This is a genomic window from Kitasatospora sp. NPDC048722 (genome assembly GCF_040650235.1).
Taxonomy (GTDB): Bacteria; Actinomycetota; Actinomycetes; order Streptomycetales; family Streptomycetaceae; genus Kitasatospora.
In genome coordinates this window covers 37,656-51,474 of the sequence record NZ_JBEZGX010000038.1, presented here as the reverse complement: position 1 = coordinate 51,474, position 13,819 = coordinate 37,656, and the positions used below count along the sequence as shown (strand labels likewise).

Here is a 13,819-nt window from a genome sequence, read left to right as displayed (position 1 = left end):
ACCGGGCCGATTGTGCACTGACGACGATCACCCCTTAGCGTCGTCGCTGCACGCCGTGCCCACCGGGCCCGGCGGACGATCGCCGGGGGAACGACCTTTGGAGGCAAGACCGTTGGGGGCACGACCGTTGGGCGAAAAGCCGATGACGCGTGGGCGCCGTCCCGCCCGGGCCGCGGCGGCACTGGGCCTGGCCGCCGCACTGCTGGCGACGAGCGCCGGCTGCGCCGCACCGCGGGCCGACGACCGCTCCGAGGAGGCCGCACCCGCGCCCACCGCGCCGGCCGCCGCCCCCGCGAGCGCGGACCCGGCCCACCCCCTCGCCGTCGTCTACCGGGGCCCCGCCGCGTGCGACGGCTGCTCCGAGGCCGCGCAGGACCTGCTGGAGCGCAACGGCTTCACCGTCCGCTTCATCGGCCCCGACGAGGACCTGCGCTTCGGCCCCTCCGCGCTGGCCGGCGCCGCCCTGTACGTCCAGCCGGGCGGCACCAACGGCCAGGAGGTCACCACCGCGTGGGGCCTGCTGCGCCGCACCCCGGGATTCCGCCCCGAGCTGATCCGCGACTACGTGCGCGGCGGCGGCCGCTACCTGGGCATCTGCATGGGCGGCTACCTCGCCGGCGACCCGGGCTACGACCTCCTGCCGGGCGACTCCGGCGAGTACATCAAGACCCCCGGCGCGACCGTCACCGACGACGAGGACCGCCTCGTCGACGTCGCCTGGCGCGGGCAGCGGCAGCCGATGTACTTCCAGGACGGCCCCTACTTCGACGTCGACGGCCCCGGCGCCGACGTCCTGGCCCGCTACACCAACGACCGCATCGCCGCCGCCGTCACCACCTACGGCACCGGCCGCGTCGCCGTCAGCGGTCCCCACCCGGAGGCACCCGCCGACTGGTACCGCAGCTACCACCTGCCCGACGTCTCCGCCACGGGCCTGGGCCTGGGCGACGACCTGCTGAAGACGCTGGTGACTCCTCCCCCACCTGAAGTGGGGACTTCTCGCTAAGCCGGGTTGGCCTTGCGACGGACCAGCCCGGCCCGTAGAACGTTGATGGCTCCCACCGTGTCGGCGTGGTCCTTGTGGCCACAGGCGACGCAGTGGAACTTCTCCTGGGTGGGCCGGTTCTTCCCGGAGACGTGCTCGCATTCGGGACAGCTCCGGGAGGTGTTGCGGGGGTCCACTGCGATCACTTCCCGTCCGGCGCATTCTGCCTTGGCGGTGAGGATCGTGAGGAACACCCCCCATCCGGCGTCGGAGATCGAGCGGTTGAGTCCGGCCTTGGCCGCCGCGCCATCGGGCAGGAAGTTGCCCGGCTGTTCGGGGTCGGCTTTGGGCTTGGGCGCGCTTGTCGGCCGCCTTCCGGCCATGGCGTGGGTTCGGCACGAACTCGCCGTTGGAGTCGGCGAGGAAGTGGGCTATACCCACGTCGATGCCGACCACGGAGCCGGTCGGCTCCAGCGGCTCCGGCCGGGGCTGCTCGGCGGTGAGGATGACGTACCAGCGCTTGCCCCCGCGCTTGACCGCGATCGTCTTGACCGTGCCGGCCACCGGGCGGTGCCGGTGCACTTTGACGTGCCCGACGCCTTGCAACCGGACACGGGTCACCGGGTCGTACGGCGTGGCGTCCCACCGGCAGCCGTCGCCGTCCTTCGGCCACTCCACGGTGTCGAACCGCTTGTGCGAGCGGAAGCGCGGGAGCCGGGTGTCTCACCGGCCTTGACCCGGCGGAAGAACGCCTGGAACGCCTTGTCGAGACGGCGAAGGGTGGTCTGCTGCGAGGAGAACGACCAACGCCCCTGGTCGGGGTCGAAGGCGCGTATGTCCTCGAGCTGCGCGGACTGCCGTCCGTACGTGATGCTCGTCCTGGAGACGTGCCGGTAGGCGTCGCGACGCTCCTGCAACGCGGCGTTGTCCAGGCCGCAGTGGTCCCGCAGCATCGCGGACAGCGCCTGTTCCTGGCCCATGATGGGCCGCATCAGGAACTTGTACGCACGGATCATGCGGCCCACCCCCTCTCGGTGCTTCAAGCAGTACATCGAAGGACAGCAGCAACCCATCTGACCGTCACCCCGGAGCCGCAGCGAACCCCGCCGCTTCGCGGCTCCGGACCAAGGAAGCATTCCCTCCCGGCCAAGGCCGGGGATGCCCTGCAAGATCAGGGATGGTCAGCGCCTGCTGATCCAGCCGGGCGTGGTGGTAGACCTCCCCGACCGCCCACACGGTGCACGGCGTCGGCGCGTCCCACCAGCCCGTCGGTACCGCACGAACGGCGGCGAGCAGGTAGTCGTGCGCCTGGGCGAGCAGTTCGAACCCGTCGGCAGTGCCATCACGGTCCCCCGCTCCCCCGGCTTTCCCGGTTCGTTTCACCTTCCTGCGAAACCTTAACAACCGTCCCTGATACCCCATCAGTGCCGTTCGGCACATTCAGCCCCGATCCTGCCGGCGCCCCACCGGTCTAACGGCACACGTCCTGCTGCTGCCCGGCAACGACGGCCTGCGCGAGCTGGCCGAGGGCGTGGTCGAAGGAGGTGGAATCGGCGTGCGGCTTGGGCCGGATCGCGCCCTGGGCGAGGACGGTGGCGCTGACGATGTCCGTGCTGCTGCCCGCGCAGTACTCGGTGGCGCCGGACCCGCCGCCCCCGGTGATCGGCCCGCGCCCCACGAGGGCCCGCAGGTCGTGCCCGTCGGTGGCGGACGGCAGGTCGGGCCCGAGGCGGAACAGGACGATGCTGAGCGCCTCCTGGCCGTCGACGGAGATCGTGCAGGACGTCTGCGCACCCTGCCCGTTGGCCGCCGCCTGTGCCTTGCGCTCGTCGACGCCCGGACGGCCCTTGGGCAGCAGCGCGCCGAGCGGAGTGCCCTTGGCCCGGGACTGCCCGCACAGGGTCTGCGTGAGGTCGGACTCCCCGGCACCGAACGCCAGCAGGGTACCGCCGGTCCCGAGCCCGGCAACGACGAGCGCCCCGACGCCCAGTACCCAGGGCCGGCGCTCCGCGAGCCTCACCATGTCGCAGTTCCCTCACCGTTCGCACACATGATCGACGCGAAGCTTAAGCACGCTGCCCGCACAGAAGCAACGGCACGGCCCGCCCCGCCAGCGCCTCGGCCACACGGGCCGCCTGCGCGGGCGCCATGACGGCGGACAACTGCTTCACCGGCACGAAGCGCGCCCCCAGCAGCCCGCTGCGCTTCTGCGGCGCAACGACGGGCTGCGCGCCGGTGATCCCGCCGTCGAAAACGAGGCCGAGGCGCTCCAGGTAGCGGTCGGCGGGCGTGTAGTCGACGGCCAGCACGTCGGTGAGCCGCAGGGTGATGCCGGTCTGCTCGGCGAGGTGGCGGCCGGCGGCCAGGTGCGGCGGCTCGTCGGAGCGGGCGGCGCCGCCGGGCAGGATGAGCCCGTCCATGTAGTCGGGGTCGACGAGGAGGACGTCGCCGCGGGGGTTGCGGACGAGGACGAGGCAGCCGAGCCGGCACACGGGAGGCTTGGCGAGGAGGCGGGGGTCGCGCACGGGGTGCTACTTCCTGTTCCAGAAACACCAGTTGATCAGGGCGGCGAAGCCGAGCAGCCAGGCCAGACGGACGGCGAGTTCAGCCGTCATCGGCGGCGAGGCGCTCGAAGTGCAGCCCCTTGCGGAGCAGTTCGACGATCCGGACGACGTCGGAGGTACGGACGGCCCCGAGGGAGATCAGGTAGCACCCGGTGCGGCGCCCGAAGTCCCAGTCCACTTCGAGGGACGGCAACTTGGCCCCACCCAGCGCAAGAACCGCCGCCAAGTCATCAGCGACGAGGGCGGCTTCACGGCGCAGCTCGGCAGTCGCACGGTCGAGGATCGGCCCCATCACTCCCCCAGCCGCTTGTGGACCTCGAACCCCCGCCACGCCGAGAACGCGGCGCAGAACGAGCGGAAGGAGGCGAGTTCACCGGTCGAGCCGCAGCGCAGCCACTCCCCCGTGACCTCGTTCCGCACCCGGTAACACCGGGCATCGGGGTCCCAACGGACCCCGTAGCCATGGGACTTGGCAGGATCGATTGATCTGTCCATGAATGATCACTTTCCTTGCAGACATGCAGTCATGTGCGCCGATCCCGGATCGACTTCACTGTCCGTGTCTCAAGCGTCGCTCACTGCAGGTACGCTGACCAGCGTGGACGTGTGCCACGATCCGGCTGGACACAGTGGAGGGGCGCCATGGCGTTCGTGCCCAACGAGTTGGACCCCGGGCGCTCGGCCCGCGACCTTTTCGGCTGGGAGATGCGCGAGCATCGAAAGCACGCCGACAACATGTCCCTGGACCAACTGACGCAGATCATCGGCTGCATCTCCAAGGGTCACCTGGCTCGGATCGAGCGGGCCGAGTCGATGCCACCACCGGAGCTTCCAGCGCAACTTGACGCCGCCTTCGGAACAGACGGCCGCTTCGGCCGGATCTACCTCCTGGCCCGGAAGGAGAAGTTCCCCGGCAAGTACCGTGAGTGGTCCGAACTCGAAGCCTTGTCAGAAACCATCGAGGAGTACTCGGCCGCCACCATCCCGGGACTCCTGCAAACTCCCGAAGTCGCACGGTTCTCCCTTCTGGCAGGCCACCCACACGCGACCCCGACGGAGATCGACGCGAAGGTCGCAGCGCGGCTCAACCGCCAGAAGCGTCTGGCCTCCTCAGCGCCTCCGCACTGTTGGTTCATCCTTGACGAGTCCACCCTCCGTCGACCGGTCGGCAGCCTCGCGACGATGAGACGACAACTCGACGCCATCGCGATGGACAAGCGACCACACATCACCTTGCAAGTCCTGCCGTTCACCGCCGGAGCGCACGCCGAGATGGGAGGATCCCTCTTCCTCTACACGGTGCCCGGTCGACCGACCGTGGTCTGGGAGGAAGGTGCGAGAAGTGGTGAGCTCATCGCAGACGCCGTGGATGTCGCCGCACGCCGAAGGTCCTACGATCTGCTCAGGGCTATGGCCCTGTCGCCCCGGGAATCCCGGGCGATCATCAGGCGCATCTCGAAGGAGTACGGCCGTGCAGGCGAACCAGCAGGAGAGCTGGCGGAAGAGCAGCCATAGCAACAACGACGGCGGCGCCTGCGTCGAGGTGGATGACACACACCCCGGACGCGTCCGCGACAGCAAGGACCCCGACGGCCCCCGGCTCAATTTCACCCCGGCCGCCTGGCAGTCCTTCATCACCGCCATCCGCGCCGACGAGTTCAACGCCAGCTGACACCCCGGTGTCCAGCCCCGCCGCCCCGAGAGCCTCGGGGCGGCGGGGCCATTGCCACTCCCTGCCGCGCCCACCACAGGAGGTCGACCTCGCCGACTTCCCGCCCGCGGCTGCTGTGACGGTGGGGTCCCGGTGCGGGACCCCCGTGTGGCCGTCACTCCTGGAAGGGGCTCGGTTCCCGCGATACGCACCAACGACCTCGTCCACCGCGGTGCGGTGGCACTGGCGGTGGGCGGGGTCCTGCTGATGTCCTCGGCCTGCGGCGACGGCCAGGGCAAGGCCGCTGACACCGTCGCCTCCGGCATCCCCGGCGGGGCGGCGGCCACCGCGGCGACGCCGAGGACGTCGACCGCGGTGCTGGACGTGGAGCCGAAGGACGGGGCACTGGCAGTCGCACCGACCGGGCTCCACGTGAGCGTCTCCCACGGCAGGCTCACCGCCGTCGACGTGACCGACAAGGACGGCAAGCCCGTCCAGGGCTCGATCACCCCGGACGGCACCGGCTGGAAGCCCACCGCCGCGCTCGCCCCCGGCACGACGTACACGGTGAACGCCCAGGCGAAGGACGCCGACGGCCTGGTATCGGCGGCCACCAGCGCCTTCACCACCGCCTCCCCGGGCAAGCAGGTGTCCACCAACGACAACGTCGCCGACGGCCAGACCTACGGCGTGGGCATGATCGTCAAGGTGGACTTCAGCAGCAGGATCGTGGACAAGGACGCCGTCGCCAAGGCCATCACCTTCGAGAGCGACGACGGCACCGAGGTGAAGGGCCACTGGTTCGGCGACAACCGGATCGACTTCCGCCCGGCGCAGTTCTGGAAGCCGAACACCAAGGTCACCGTCCACTACCGGCTGAAGAACGTCGAAGTCGCCCCCGGCGTCTGGGGTGACGTCGACAAGGACGAGCCGTTCGTCATCGGCCGCTCCCAGGTCTCCACCGCGGACGCCGCCACGCACCGGATGACGATCGTGCGGGACGGCCGGTCCACCACCGTGCCCGCCACCCTCGGCGACGACAAGCACCCCTCCTGGGGCGGAACCATGGTCATCATGTCCAAGGAGAAGGTCACCCACATGAACTCCCAGACCGTCGGCCTGGGCAGCGAGTACGACATCCCCGCCGTCTCGCACGCGATGCGGCTGACGAGGAGGACGCGACCGGTACGAGCGCGGACCAGGTGCTGTGCACGAGCGTCTTCAAGTTCAACGACGGTGCCCAGATCGCCGTCGACGGCGTCATCCCGGTCCCGAAGGCGGGGGCCGACCCCCAGTCGTTCGACGCCATCGTCACCGGCGGCACCCTCAAGTTCGAGGGCATCACCGGCAGCGCCCGCTTCACCCCGCAGTCCGTCGGCGTCTACGACGTGTCCTTCAGCTGACCCCACGCACCGCGTTCGAGCGCCCGCGCACCCGGGCACGGACCTCCGTGCCGGGCGCGCGGGCGCTCACGCGCCGTCGACCAACGCAGCCAGCTCGGCGGCCGATTCGGGCGTCAGGCGGTAGAAGCCCTGGAGGCTGACGGCACGTTCGAGCCGGCCGTCGACGACGTACTTCAGGCCCCGGGTGCGGCCGCGCTGGTTGCGCCAGGTGAGGCGGGGCAGGAGGTCGCCGGGGACGGGCAGGTCGAAGCGCACGGGCGTCGCCTCGACGTGGACCACCTCGGCGCCGCAGCCGCCGAGCAGCGACCAGTCGTGGTGGCCGGGGAAGGGCCGCTCGCGCCAGGCCTGTGGGGCGGGGCCGCAGCACGCGCCCCGTTCGCGGTCGACGATCCGCATGCGGCTGACCACGAACACCTCGCACTGCTTGACCTGCACCGCGTACACCTCGTCCCCGGCGCGGGCGCCCGACCAGGCGGGCAGGGACGTGTGGACGCCGCTGAAAGCGACCGGGGGCCGCCGGCCCTCGAGGCCGGCCTTGCGCAGGTCGTTGCAGGTTCCCTGGGTCCACAGGACCGTGAAAGCGTCTGGCATGGCGGCGATCCTACGAACCGGGACCGACAACGAACTCCCCGATCCGGGCGGGGGTCTCCGCGGTGCCCGTGCGGACGAGGCCCGCCGGGCCCAGGGCGCGGGCCGCCTCGACGTGCCCGGGGATGTCGTCGATGAACAGCGCCTCCTCGGCCCGGGCGCCGGGCAGGCGCAGCGCCTCGGCGTGGAAGCGGGGGTCGGGTTCGGCGCAGCCGGCCCCGCAGGGCAGGACGACGGCGTCGACGGCGTCGAGGAGTCCGGCGCCGGTCATCCGGGTCACGTCATCCGGGTCCGGGCGTGTGGCCAGGCGTTGCCGACGACGGCGGTGCGGGCCGCGGAGCCGCGCAGGGCTTCCACCAGCGCGGTGTTCCAGACCACCCGCGCGTCCGGGTCGCCTACGACCCGGCGGCCCGCGCCGAACTGTGGCGCCGCAGCCTGGACCTGGTCGGCCACCCGGGGCTGTGAGGCGGCCCGCGGGCGGCGGCAGGAAAAATTTCTGCGCGCCCGCCGCGCGCACTAGTGCACCACTCGCCCCGCGCAGCCTGCGCAGCCGCCCCGCGGGCCTCGCCCGAGTGCCCTAGTGCACTAGTGCGGTGCCGCCATAGACCCTGCAGATAGGGCTTGTTGAGGGCGCTGCGTACGCCGTACATTCGAGGCATGGAGAACACCACCGCGCACACCGCGGACACCGACGGCAGCAGCAACGACGTCCTCATCTCCGGCGGCGGCATCGCCGGGCCCGTCCTCGCCCACTGGCTGCGCCGGGGCGGCTTCAACCCCGTCATCGTCGAGCGCGCCCCCGCTCCGCGCCCCGGCGGGCAGAACGTGGACCTGCGCGGTGCGGGCCGCACCGTCATCGAGCGGATGGGGCTCATGGAGCAGGCCCGCGCGCTCAACGTCGACCAGCGCGGGCTCGGACTCGTCGACCGCAAGGGGCGGCTGACGGCCCGGATGCCGGTCGAGCTGTTCGAGGGCGAGGGCATCGTCGCCGAGATCGAGATCCTGCGCGGCGACCTCGCCGACCTGCTGTACCGCTCCACCGCCCACGAGGTGGAGTACCTCTTCGACGACACCGTCACCGCCCTCGCCGAGGACGCGCACGGCGTCACCGTCACCTTCGAGAAGGCCGCCCCTCGGCGCTTCGCCCTGGTCATCGGCGCCGACGGGCTGCACTCGACGGTGCGCCGCCTCGCCTTCGGCGGCGACGACGGCCACTACAGGCCGCTCGGCGGCTACAACGCCTGGTTCACCGTCCGCGACGAGATCGACCTCGACGGCTGGTTCCTCATGTACAACGCGCCCGGCGGCCTGGTCGCCGGCGCCCGGCCCGGACGGCTGCCCGGCGAGATCAAGGCCTCGCTCGGCTTCCGCTCCGCGCCGCTGGGCCTCGACCGGCGCGACAGCGCCGCCCAGCAGCGCCTGCTCGCCGAGCGCTTCGCGGGAGCCGGCTGGGAGGTGGACCGGCTGCTGGCGGGCATGGCCCGCGCCGAGGACTTCTTCTTCGACTCCTACGGCCAGATCCACCTCGACCACTACACCCGCGGGCGCGTCGCCCTCGTCGGCGACGCCGGCTACTGCCCCAGCCCGCTCACCGGCCTGGGCACCAGCCTCGCCCTGGTCGGCGCCTACCTGCTGGCCGGCGAACTCGCCGCCGCCCGCGCCGCCGGCACCGGCCACCGCACCGCGTTCGCCCGCTACGAGGAGCTGATGCGCCCCTACGTCACCCGCTCCCAGGAACTGCCGCCCGGCGGCATGAACGGCTACGCCCCCAACAGCGCCACGATGATCCGCCTGCGCGCCGCCTCGATGCGGATGATGGGCCGCTGGCCGATGCGCACCATCCTGGCCGCCCAGTTCGCCAAGGCCGGCGACATCGACCTGCCCGACTACGCCCTCGCCACCGCCGCCTGATGCCACACCGGCCGGGGACGGACGGGAGCAGCGGAGCGCCGCCGCCACGGGGGTGCGGCGGCGCTCCGGCTCTGGCGAACGGCCCGCGCGCTCAGCCCTGTTCGGGATCTCGACGAAGCAGCCAGGCCCGAGCCTCCTCGCGCTCCACCCGCACCGCGCCCATAAACCACTCTTCCCTCGGGTCCCACACGCGGTTCGCCGCCGCTTCGAGCCTGCCGCGCACGGACTCCGTTTTCCCGGGGTCGGACACCGCGTGGAAGGCGATGCCGCTCTGCTCGGTCGTCCCGAGCACGGTGACGGAGCCGTCGAGGGAGAGCATCGCGAAGCCGGGCAGGCCGGGCCCGAAGCCGAGCAGGCGCTGGGGGTGGCCGAGTTCGTGCGTTCCGACGGTGACCGAGCAGCCGGCGCCCATCAGGTCCCAGCGCTCCAGCAGGCGCACGCGGCGCCACTGCTTGCGCCGGTGCCGGGACGCGGCCCGCGCGCTGGAGCGGTGGACGGGCAGGGCGAGCAGGAACTCGCGGTCGGCGCCGAACAGGCCGCAGGAGAAGGCCAGTTCGTACCAGCCCCGGTTGGCCCGCGCAACCAGGTCCGGTTCGTCGCTCTCGAAGTAGACCAGGCCCAGGTCCTCGGGGCCGGGGTCGCGGTGGAGCGCGAAACCCACCACGGACACCGGCAGGACCGTCTCCGGCACCCCGCCCTCCAGCACCTCCAGGCCCGCCCGCCGCAGCGGCGCGTCAACCGTGCGCCGCATCTCCTGCCTGCCCAACCATCACTCCCCGTCACGCCGTTCGAAGACCAAGACTAGTGGCGCGTCTCGGACCGGTTGGCCGGGCAATTGATCCTCTGCCATCGGACGGCCCGCTGGGCCGAGCCGGCCGACGTCCTACTCGCCGACCTCTCCGTCGATCGCCTCGCGGAGCAGGTCGGCGTGGCCGTTGTGGCGCGCGTACTCCTCGATCATGTGCGTGAGGACATAGCGGACCGAGATGACTTCGCCCCGGAAGTCCACCGTGTCGTCGAGGGACTCGACGGAGTCGGCAGCGGCGCGGGAGGCCTCGCACGCCTCGCGCCAGAACGCGAACGCCTCGTCCACGTCGGCGTCGGTCACCTGGAATTCGGCGAGCTCACCGTTGGTCCCGGGCCAAAGGGCCTTGCAGTCCTCGCCGTTCAGCACCATCCGGAACCAGCTCCGCTCCACCTCGGCCGCATGCCGTACGAGGCCGAGGAGGGACAGACTCGAGGTCGGAACCGCCTGCCGCTTCAGCTGTTCGCCGGTCAGCCCCCGGCACTTCATCGCGAGGGTGGCGCGCTGGTAGTCGAGGAACGCGGTCAGCGACGCACGGTCGCCGGCCACCTTGGACGGGTGCACGCGCTTGTCAGCACTCATCAGAGGATCATGGCAGAGGCCGGTGTCGCGGGCTTCCCCCGCCCGGAAGGTGGACGGGGAAGCGTGCCCGAGGCCACAGGGCCCAGAGGTTCATTCGCGTCACGATGGTGCTCGCCTGGTGTCGAACAGGAGCGATCCATCACCGACCGAGCGTCCGGGCCGAGCCACCAGTCAGCCCTCCGCGCGCCGGGTGCGGTGGGCGGCGACGCGCACCCGGGTCGCGCAGCGCGGGCTGCAGAAGCGGCGGGGGGTGCGGCGGCCGGTGTCGACGAAGTAGCGGCCGCAGCTGTCGGCGGCGCAGCGGCCCCAGGCGCAGCGGCCGCGTTCGGTGAGCCACAGGCCGAGGGCGAGGGCGCCGGTGGACAGCAGCCAGTGGGTGGGGCCGGCGTCGGGGGGTGCCTGGGTGTGCAGGGCCCAGGGGCGGCCGGGCAGGCGGACGAGGCGGGGGCGGGGCGGGTGGCGGTCGAGGAGGGTGTTGATGGCGTCGGCGGCGGTGTCCTGGTCGTCGAGGTCGAGGATGCGGGCCAGGTGGGCGGTGGCGGTGCGCAGTTCGCGGGCGTCGGCGTCGGTGCGGACGAGCGGGGGGCCGCCGTGGCGGGCGAGGAGGGCCCGGAGGTCGGCGGCGGGCAGGTCGGGGTCGTCGCGGACGGCGTTGGCGAGGTCGGCGAGGAAGTACAGGCCGCGGGGGCGGTCGTCCCGGGGGTCGCCGGGGGCGTCCGGGCTATTCGCTTGATCGTTCTCCACGTCACGATGGTAACGTCAAAACAACATGTTAAGCGTTACGAGAGAGCGAGGGTCCCGCATGCGCATCCCCGAGACGACGCCCGTCCTGGTGGTCGGCGGGGGCCCGGTCGGGCTGGCCCTGTCGCTCCTGCTGTCCGGGTACGGCGTGGAGCACCTGCTCGTCGAGGCCCACCCGGGCACTTCGCTGCACCCCAAGGCCCGTGGCGTGTCGGCGCGTTCGATGGAGGTCCTGCGGCGCCTGGGCCTGGAGGAGGAGGTGCGCCGGGCCGGGCTGCCGTCCTCGCACGTGTACTTCTACCGCGGCCGCGACCTGGTCGACCCGGACTTCGTGCGCACCGGCCTCGCCCACGCCGCCGGCGAGGGCGCCGAGCGCACCCCCTCCCCCGGGCTGCTGTGCCCGCAGGACGTGCTGGAGACGATCCTGGCCCGCCGCGCCCGCGAACTCGCCCCCGGCGCCGTCCACTTCGCCACCCGCCTGGTGTCGTTCACCCAGGACGGCGACGGCGTGGACGCGCTCCTGGAGGACCGCGCCGGCGGCGGGCGCCGCACCGTGCGGGCGCAGTGGCTGGTCGGCTGCGACGGCGCCTCCAGCCCGGTGCGCGCCGGGGCCGGGATCGCCATGGAGGGGCTCACGGGCCTGGGCCACTTCCTGAGCGTGCGCTTCGAGGCGCCGCTGGGGCCGGTGGTCGCCGACCGGGCCAGCGCCTCCTACTTCCTCACCGCCCCGGGCCGCGGCGGCTTCCTGGCCGTCGACAACGACCGGCAGTGGATCTACCAGCACCCGTACGACCCCGCCGAGGACGACCCCGCCGAGCTGCGCGCGGACCACCACCGCCTGGCCCGACTGGTGCGCGACGCGGCCGGGTTGGCGGACTTGCCGGTCACCGTCCGCGACACCACGACCTGGCGCTGCGACGCCCGCACCGCCACCGCCTACCGCCGCTCGCGCGTCCTGCTGGCGGGCGACGCCGCCCACGTGATGCCGCCCACCGGCGGGCACGGCATGAACACCGGCATCGGCGACGCGGACAACCTCGCCTGGAAGCTCGCCGCCGTCCTGGACGGCACGGCCGGCCACGCGCTGCTGGACACCTACCAGGACGAGCGCCGCCCCGTCGCCCTCGCCGTCACCGAGCTGTCGCTCGCCAACTCCCGCGCCCGCACCGGCTACCGCATCGACGACGAGCTGCTGCTCACCGCCGCCTACCGCTCCACGGCGGTCGCCGGGGGCCGGGCGCGCCCGCCCGTGGACCCCGAGCGCGCCCACCCCGACGGCGGCCCCGGCGCCCGCCTGCCCCACCGCCCCCTGCCCGGCGCCCGCTCCACGCTCGACCTCGTCGGCCCCGGCTTCACCCTCCTCACCCCGCCCCCGGACGGCGCCTGGCGGCGCCAGGCCGCGGCCGCCACCGCCGCCGGCCTTCCCGTCACCGTCCGCACCGCGCCCCTGGAGCGCGCCGTCCTCGTGCGCCCCGACGGCCACATCGCCTGGCAGGCGTCGAGGACTCCTGCCGACGACACCCACCTGCTCACCGTCCTGCACGGAATCCTCTCCGCGCACACCGCTTGAACCTCACCCGACGTCAGGAGGCACCGTTACGCCATGACCTCCGAGCAGACGTGGAAGGTCGGCCCCCTCGCCGAGGCGAGCGGGCTGACCGTGCGCACCCTCCACCACTGGGACCACATCGGCCTCCTCAGCCCCTCCCGCCGCACCCCCTCCGGACACCGCGAGTACACCGAACAGGACGTGGTGCGCCTCTACCTCGTCCTGGCGCTGCGCCGCCTCGGCCTCGGCCTGGAGACCATCGCCACCTGCCTGGACGCCGGCGTCGACCCGCTGCGCCTGGTCGGCGAACACCTCGTCGGCGTCGACGCCGCCCTCGCCTCCCTGACCGCGCTGCGCGAGCGCCTGGCCCACATCCACGGCGAACTCGCCGCCGAACGCACCCCCGACACCGCCGCCCTCATCCGCGTCCTGCAGGCCATGCGCGGCGCCGGCACCCCCGGCACCGAACCCGCGCTGCGCCGCCACCTCGACGACGACCAGATCGACGCCCTGCGCGACCACGCCGCCGCGCTCGGCCCCGCCGCCCACTACTACCTCGACATCGAGTGGCCCCAGCTCTACCGGCGCGCCGAGGCCCTGCGCCGGGCCGGCGCCGACCCGGCCGGCCAGGAGGTCCAGCGCGTCGTGCGGCGCATCGACGAACTGGGCGCCCTGTTCTCCGGCGGCGACCGATCCCTGTCCGGCGCCGTGCGCGGCGCCTGGCGCGAGGACCCGGCCGCCCTCTCCGGCCAACCCGACGCCCCCGCCGACCAGTGGCGCGCCCTCGCCGACTTCCTCGACCTCGCCCGCCGGGGTGACGCATGAGCGCCGTGCCCGGGCGCGTGCGGGTGCGCGCCGCCGTGGTCTCCGTGCTGCCGGTGCTGTTCCCGGCGCTGCTGCTCCTGACCGTCCTGGCGATGGCCCACGTGGTGCCCTGGCCGGTGGTCCCCGCGGTGGCGGTGGCCCTGGTCGTCCAGGCCCTGGTCACCTACCTGCGCCTGGGCCGCTCCGACGGGCCCGGGAGCTGACCCCCGGGCGGG

Annotated in this window: 19 protein-coding genes and 1 pseudogene; 9 read left to right on the top strand and 11 right to left on the bottom strand. The window is 72.8% G+C overall.

The features are described 5' to 3' along the window. Positions 1-142: 142 nt before the first annotated feature. A complete protein-coding gene (locus AB0C76_RS26010; protein ID WP_359970015.1) occupies positions 143-1,006 on the top strand; it encodes a BPL-N domain-containing protein in 864 nt (287 codons plus the stop codon). Here the strand turns inward: AB0C76_RS26010 and AB0C76_RS26005 are convergent. From AB0C76_RS26005 to AB0C76_RS25980, 6 genes and pseudogenes are all read right to left on the bottom strand, one after another. Continuing rightward, a pseudogene (locus tag AB0C76_RS26005) lies at positions 1,003-2,001 on the bottom strand (transposase). The gene AB0C76_RS26010 and the pseudogene AB0C76_RS26005 overlap by 4 nt on opposite strands. 64 nt (positions 2,002-2,065) lie before the next feature. Further along, positions 2,066-2,407 (bottom strand): maleylpyruvate isomerase N-terminal domain-containing protein, encoded by a 342-nt coding sequence (locus tag AB0C76_RS26000; RefSeq protein WP_359970134.1) that lies wholly within the window; start codon positions 2,405-2,407, stop codon positions 2,066-2,068. Between the two features lie 49 nt (positions 2,408-2,456). Beyond that, positions 2,457-3,008, bottom strand: coding sequence for a hypothetical protein (locus AB0C76_RS25995; protein WP_359970012.1), 552 nt, complete (start codon positions 3,006-3,008; stop codon positions 2,457-2,459). A gap of 43 nt (positions 3,009-3,051) precedes the next feature. Next, positions 3,052-3,510, bottom strand: a complete 459-nt coding sequence (locus tag AB0C76_RS25990; protein ID WP_359970009.1) for an NUDIX domain-containing protein — start codon at positions 3,508-3,510, stop codon at positions 3,052-3,054. Between the two features lie 79 nt (positions 3,511-3,589). Then, the gene (locus tag AB0C76_RS25985; RefSeq protein ID WP_359970007.1) at positions 3,590-3,742 is read right to left on the bottom strand and encodes a hypothetical protein; all 153 of its coding nucleotides are present in this window, start codon (positions 3,740-3,742) and stop codon (positions 3,590-3,592) included. 98 nt (positions 3,743-3,840) lie between these two features. Beyond that, positions 3,841-4,044, bottom strand: a complete 204-nt coding sequence (locus AB0C76_RS25980; RefSeq protein WP_359970004.1) for a hypothetical protein — start codon at positions 4,042-4,044, stop codon at positions 3,841-3,843. Between the two features lie 147 nt (positions 4,045-4,191). Here AB0C76_RS25980 and AB0C76_RS25975 point away from each other — a divergent pair, with 147 nt between their 5' ends. From AB0C76_RS25975 to AB0C76_RS25965, 3 genes are all read left to right on the top strand, one after another. Further along, entirely contained in the window at positions 4,192-5,064 is an 873-nt protein-coding gene (locus tag AB0C76_RS25975) for a helix-turn-helix transcriptional regulator (RefSeq protein WP_359970001.1), read from the top strand. Then, positions 5,021-5,221: a DUF397 domain-containing protein gene (locus AB0C76_RS25970; protein ID WP_359969998.1), complete on the top strand. Its 201-nt coding sequence runs from the start codon at positions 5,021-5,023 to the stop codon at positions 5,219-5,221. The genes AB0C76_RS25975 and AB0C76_RS25970 overlap by 44 nt, the downstream gene beginning before the upstream one ends. A 132-nt stretch (positions 5,222-5,353) precedes the next feature. After that, complete coding sequence (locus tag AB0C76_RS25965; protein ID WP_359969995.1) at positions 5,354-6,727, top strand: Ig-like domain-containing protein; 1,374 nt, start codon at positions 5,354-5,356, stop codon at positions 6,725-6,727. On the opposite strand, the gene AB0C76_RS25960 is transcribed toward AB0C76_RS25965, so the two are convergent. Further along, positions 6,670-7,194 (bottom strand): hypothetical protein, encoded by a 525-nt coding sequence (locus AB0C76_RS25960; RefSeq protein ID WP_359969992.1) that lies wholly within the window; start codon positions 7,192-7,194, stop codon positions 6,670-6,672. The two genes, AB0C76_RS25965 and AB0C76_RS25960, sit on opposite strands and share 58 nt — an antisense overlap. 10 nt (positions 7,195-7,204) lie before the next feature. Further along, entirely contained in the window at positions 7,205-7,471 is a 267-nt protein-coding gene (locus AB0C76_RS25955; protein ID WP_359969990.1) for a hypothetical protein, read from the bottom strand. Positions 7,472-7,488: 17 nt separating this feature from the next. Between AB0C76_RS25955 and AB0C76_RS25950 the strand changes: the two genes are divergently transcribed. Further along, positions 7,489-7,656 carry a hypothetical protein gene (locus AB0C76_RS25950; RefSeq protein ID WP_359969987.1) on the top strand — a complete coding sequence of 56 codons (168 nt, stop codon included), beginning with the start codon at positions 7,489-7,491 and terminating at the stop codon, positions 7,654-7,656. A gap of 192 nt (positions 7,657-7,848) precedes the next feature. Then, positions 7,849-9,102: an FAD-dependent monooxygenase gene (locus AB0C76_RS25945; protein WP_359969984.1), complete on the top strand. Its 1,254-nt coding sequence runs from the start codon at positions 7,849-7,851 to the stop codon at positions 9,100-9,102. Positions 9,103-9,193: 91 nt separating this feature from the next. On the opposite strand, the gene AB0C76_RS25940 is transcribed toward AB0C76_RS25945, so the two are convergent. The 3 genes from AB0C76_RS25940 to AB0C76_RS25930 all read right to left on the bottom strand — a co-directional run bounded on the left by AB0C76_RS25940 (position 9,194) and on the right by AB0C76_RS25930 (position 11,233). Beyond that, positions 9,194-9,853, bottom strand: coding sequence for a hypothetical protein (locus AB0C76_RS25940; RefSeq protein WP_359969981.1), 660 nt, complete (start codon positions 9,851-9,853; stop codon positions 9,194-9,196). Positions 9,854-9,985: 132 nt separating this feature from the next. Further along, positions 9,986-10,489, bottom strand: coding sequence for a DinB family protein (locus AB0C76_RS25935; protein WP_359969978.1), 504 nt, complete (start codon positions 10,487-10,489; stop codon positions 9,986-9,988). 171 nt (positions 10,490-10,660) lie between these two features. Next, the gene (locus AB0C76_RS25930; protein WP_359969975.1) at positions 10,661-11,233 is read right to left on the bottom strand and encodes a CGNR zinc finger domain-containing protein; all 573 of its coding nucleotides are present in this window, start codon (positions 11,231-11,233) and stop codon (positions 10,661-10,663) included. 58 nt (positions 11,234-11,291) lie between these two features. On the opposite strand from AB0C76_RS25930, the gene AB0C76_RS25925 reads away from it, so the two are divergent. The 3 genes from AB0C76_RS25925 to AB0C76_RS25915 are packed head-to-tail and all read left to right on the top strand — an operon-like array spanning position 11,292 to position 13,807. Then, on the top strand, positions 11,292-12,800 hold the full coding sequence (locus AB0C76_RS25925) for an FAD-dependent monooxygenase (RefSeq protein ID WP_359969972.1): 1,509 nt from the start codon (positions 11,292-11,294) through the stop codon (positions 12,798-12,800). Positions 12,801-12,833: 33 nt separating this feature from the next. Then, positions 12,834-13,604: a MerR family transcriptional regulator gene (locus AB0C76_RS25920; RefSeq protein ID WP_359969970.1), complete on the top strand. Its 771-nt coding sequence runs from the start codon at positions 12,834-12,836 to the stop codon at positions 13,602-13,604. Continuing rightward, complete coding sequence (locus AB0C76_RS25915) at positions 13,601-13,807, top strand: hypothetical protein (protein WP_359969967.1); 207 nt, start codon at positions 13,601-13,603, stop codon at positions 13,805-13,807. The genes AB0C76_RS25920 and AB0C76_RS25915 overlap by 4 nt, the downstream gene beginning before the upstream one ends. Positions 13,808-13,819: the final 12 nt, after the last annotated feature.

What these genes read in the sequence shown, in the direction of transcription:
- AB0C76_RS26010 (WP_359970015.1), top strand. Translation starts at nt 143, where the DNA reads ATGACGCGTGGGCGCCGTCCCGCCCGGGCCGCGGCGGCACTGGGCCTG.
- AB0C76_RS26000 (WP_359970134.1), bottom strand. Translation starts at nt 2,407, where the DNA reads ATGGGGTATCAGGGACGGTTGTTAAGGTTTCGCAGGAAGGTGAAACGA.
- AB0C76_RS25995 (WP_359970012.1), bottom strand. Translation starts at nt 3,008, where the DNA reads ATGGTGAGGCTCGCGGAGCGCCGGCCCTGGGTACTGGGCGTCGGGGCG.
- AB0C76_RS25980 (WP_359970004.1), bottom strand. Translation starts at nt 4,044, where the DNA reads ATGGACAGATCAATCGATCCTGCCAAGTCCCATGGCTACGGGGTCCGT.
- AB0C76_RS25975 (WP_359970001.1), top strand. Translation starts at nt 4,192, where the DNA reads ATGGCGTTCGTGCCCAACGAGTTGGACCCCGGGCGCTCGGCCCGCGAC.
- AB0C76_RS25960 (WP_359969992.1), bottom strand. Translation starts at nt 7,194, where the DNA reads ATGCCAGACGCTTTCACGGTCCTGTGGACCCAGGGAACCTGCAACGAC.
- AB0C76_RS25945 (WP_359969984.1), top strand. Translation starts at nt 7,849, where the DNA reads ATGGAGAACACCACCGCGCACACCGCGGACACCGACGGCAGCAGCAAC.
- AB0C76_RS25940 (WP_359969981.1), bottom strand. Translation starts at nt 9,853, where the DNA reads ATGCGGCGCACGGTTGACGCGCCGCTGCGGCGGGCGGGCCTGGAGGTG.
- AB0C76_RS25935 (WP_359969978.1), bottom strand. Translation starts at nt 10,489, where the DNA reads ATGAGTGCTGACAAGCGCGTGCACCCGTCCAAGGTGGCCGGCGACCGT.
- AB0C76_RS25925 (WP_359969972.1), top strand. Translation starts at nt 11,292, where the DNA reads ATGCGCATCCCCGAGACGACGCCCGTCCTGGTGGTCGGCGGGGGCCCG.
- AB0C76_RS25920 (WP_359969970.1), top strand. Translation starts at nt 12,834, where the DNA reads ATGACCTCCGAGCAGACGTGGAAGGTCGGCCCCCTCGCCGAGGCGAGC.
- AB0C76_RS25915 (WP_359969967.1), top strand. Translation starts at nt 13,601, where the DNA reads ATGAGCGCCGTGCCCGGGCGCGTGCGGGTGCGCGCCGCCGTGGTCTCC.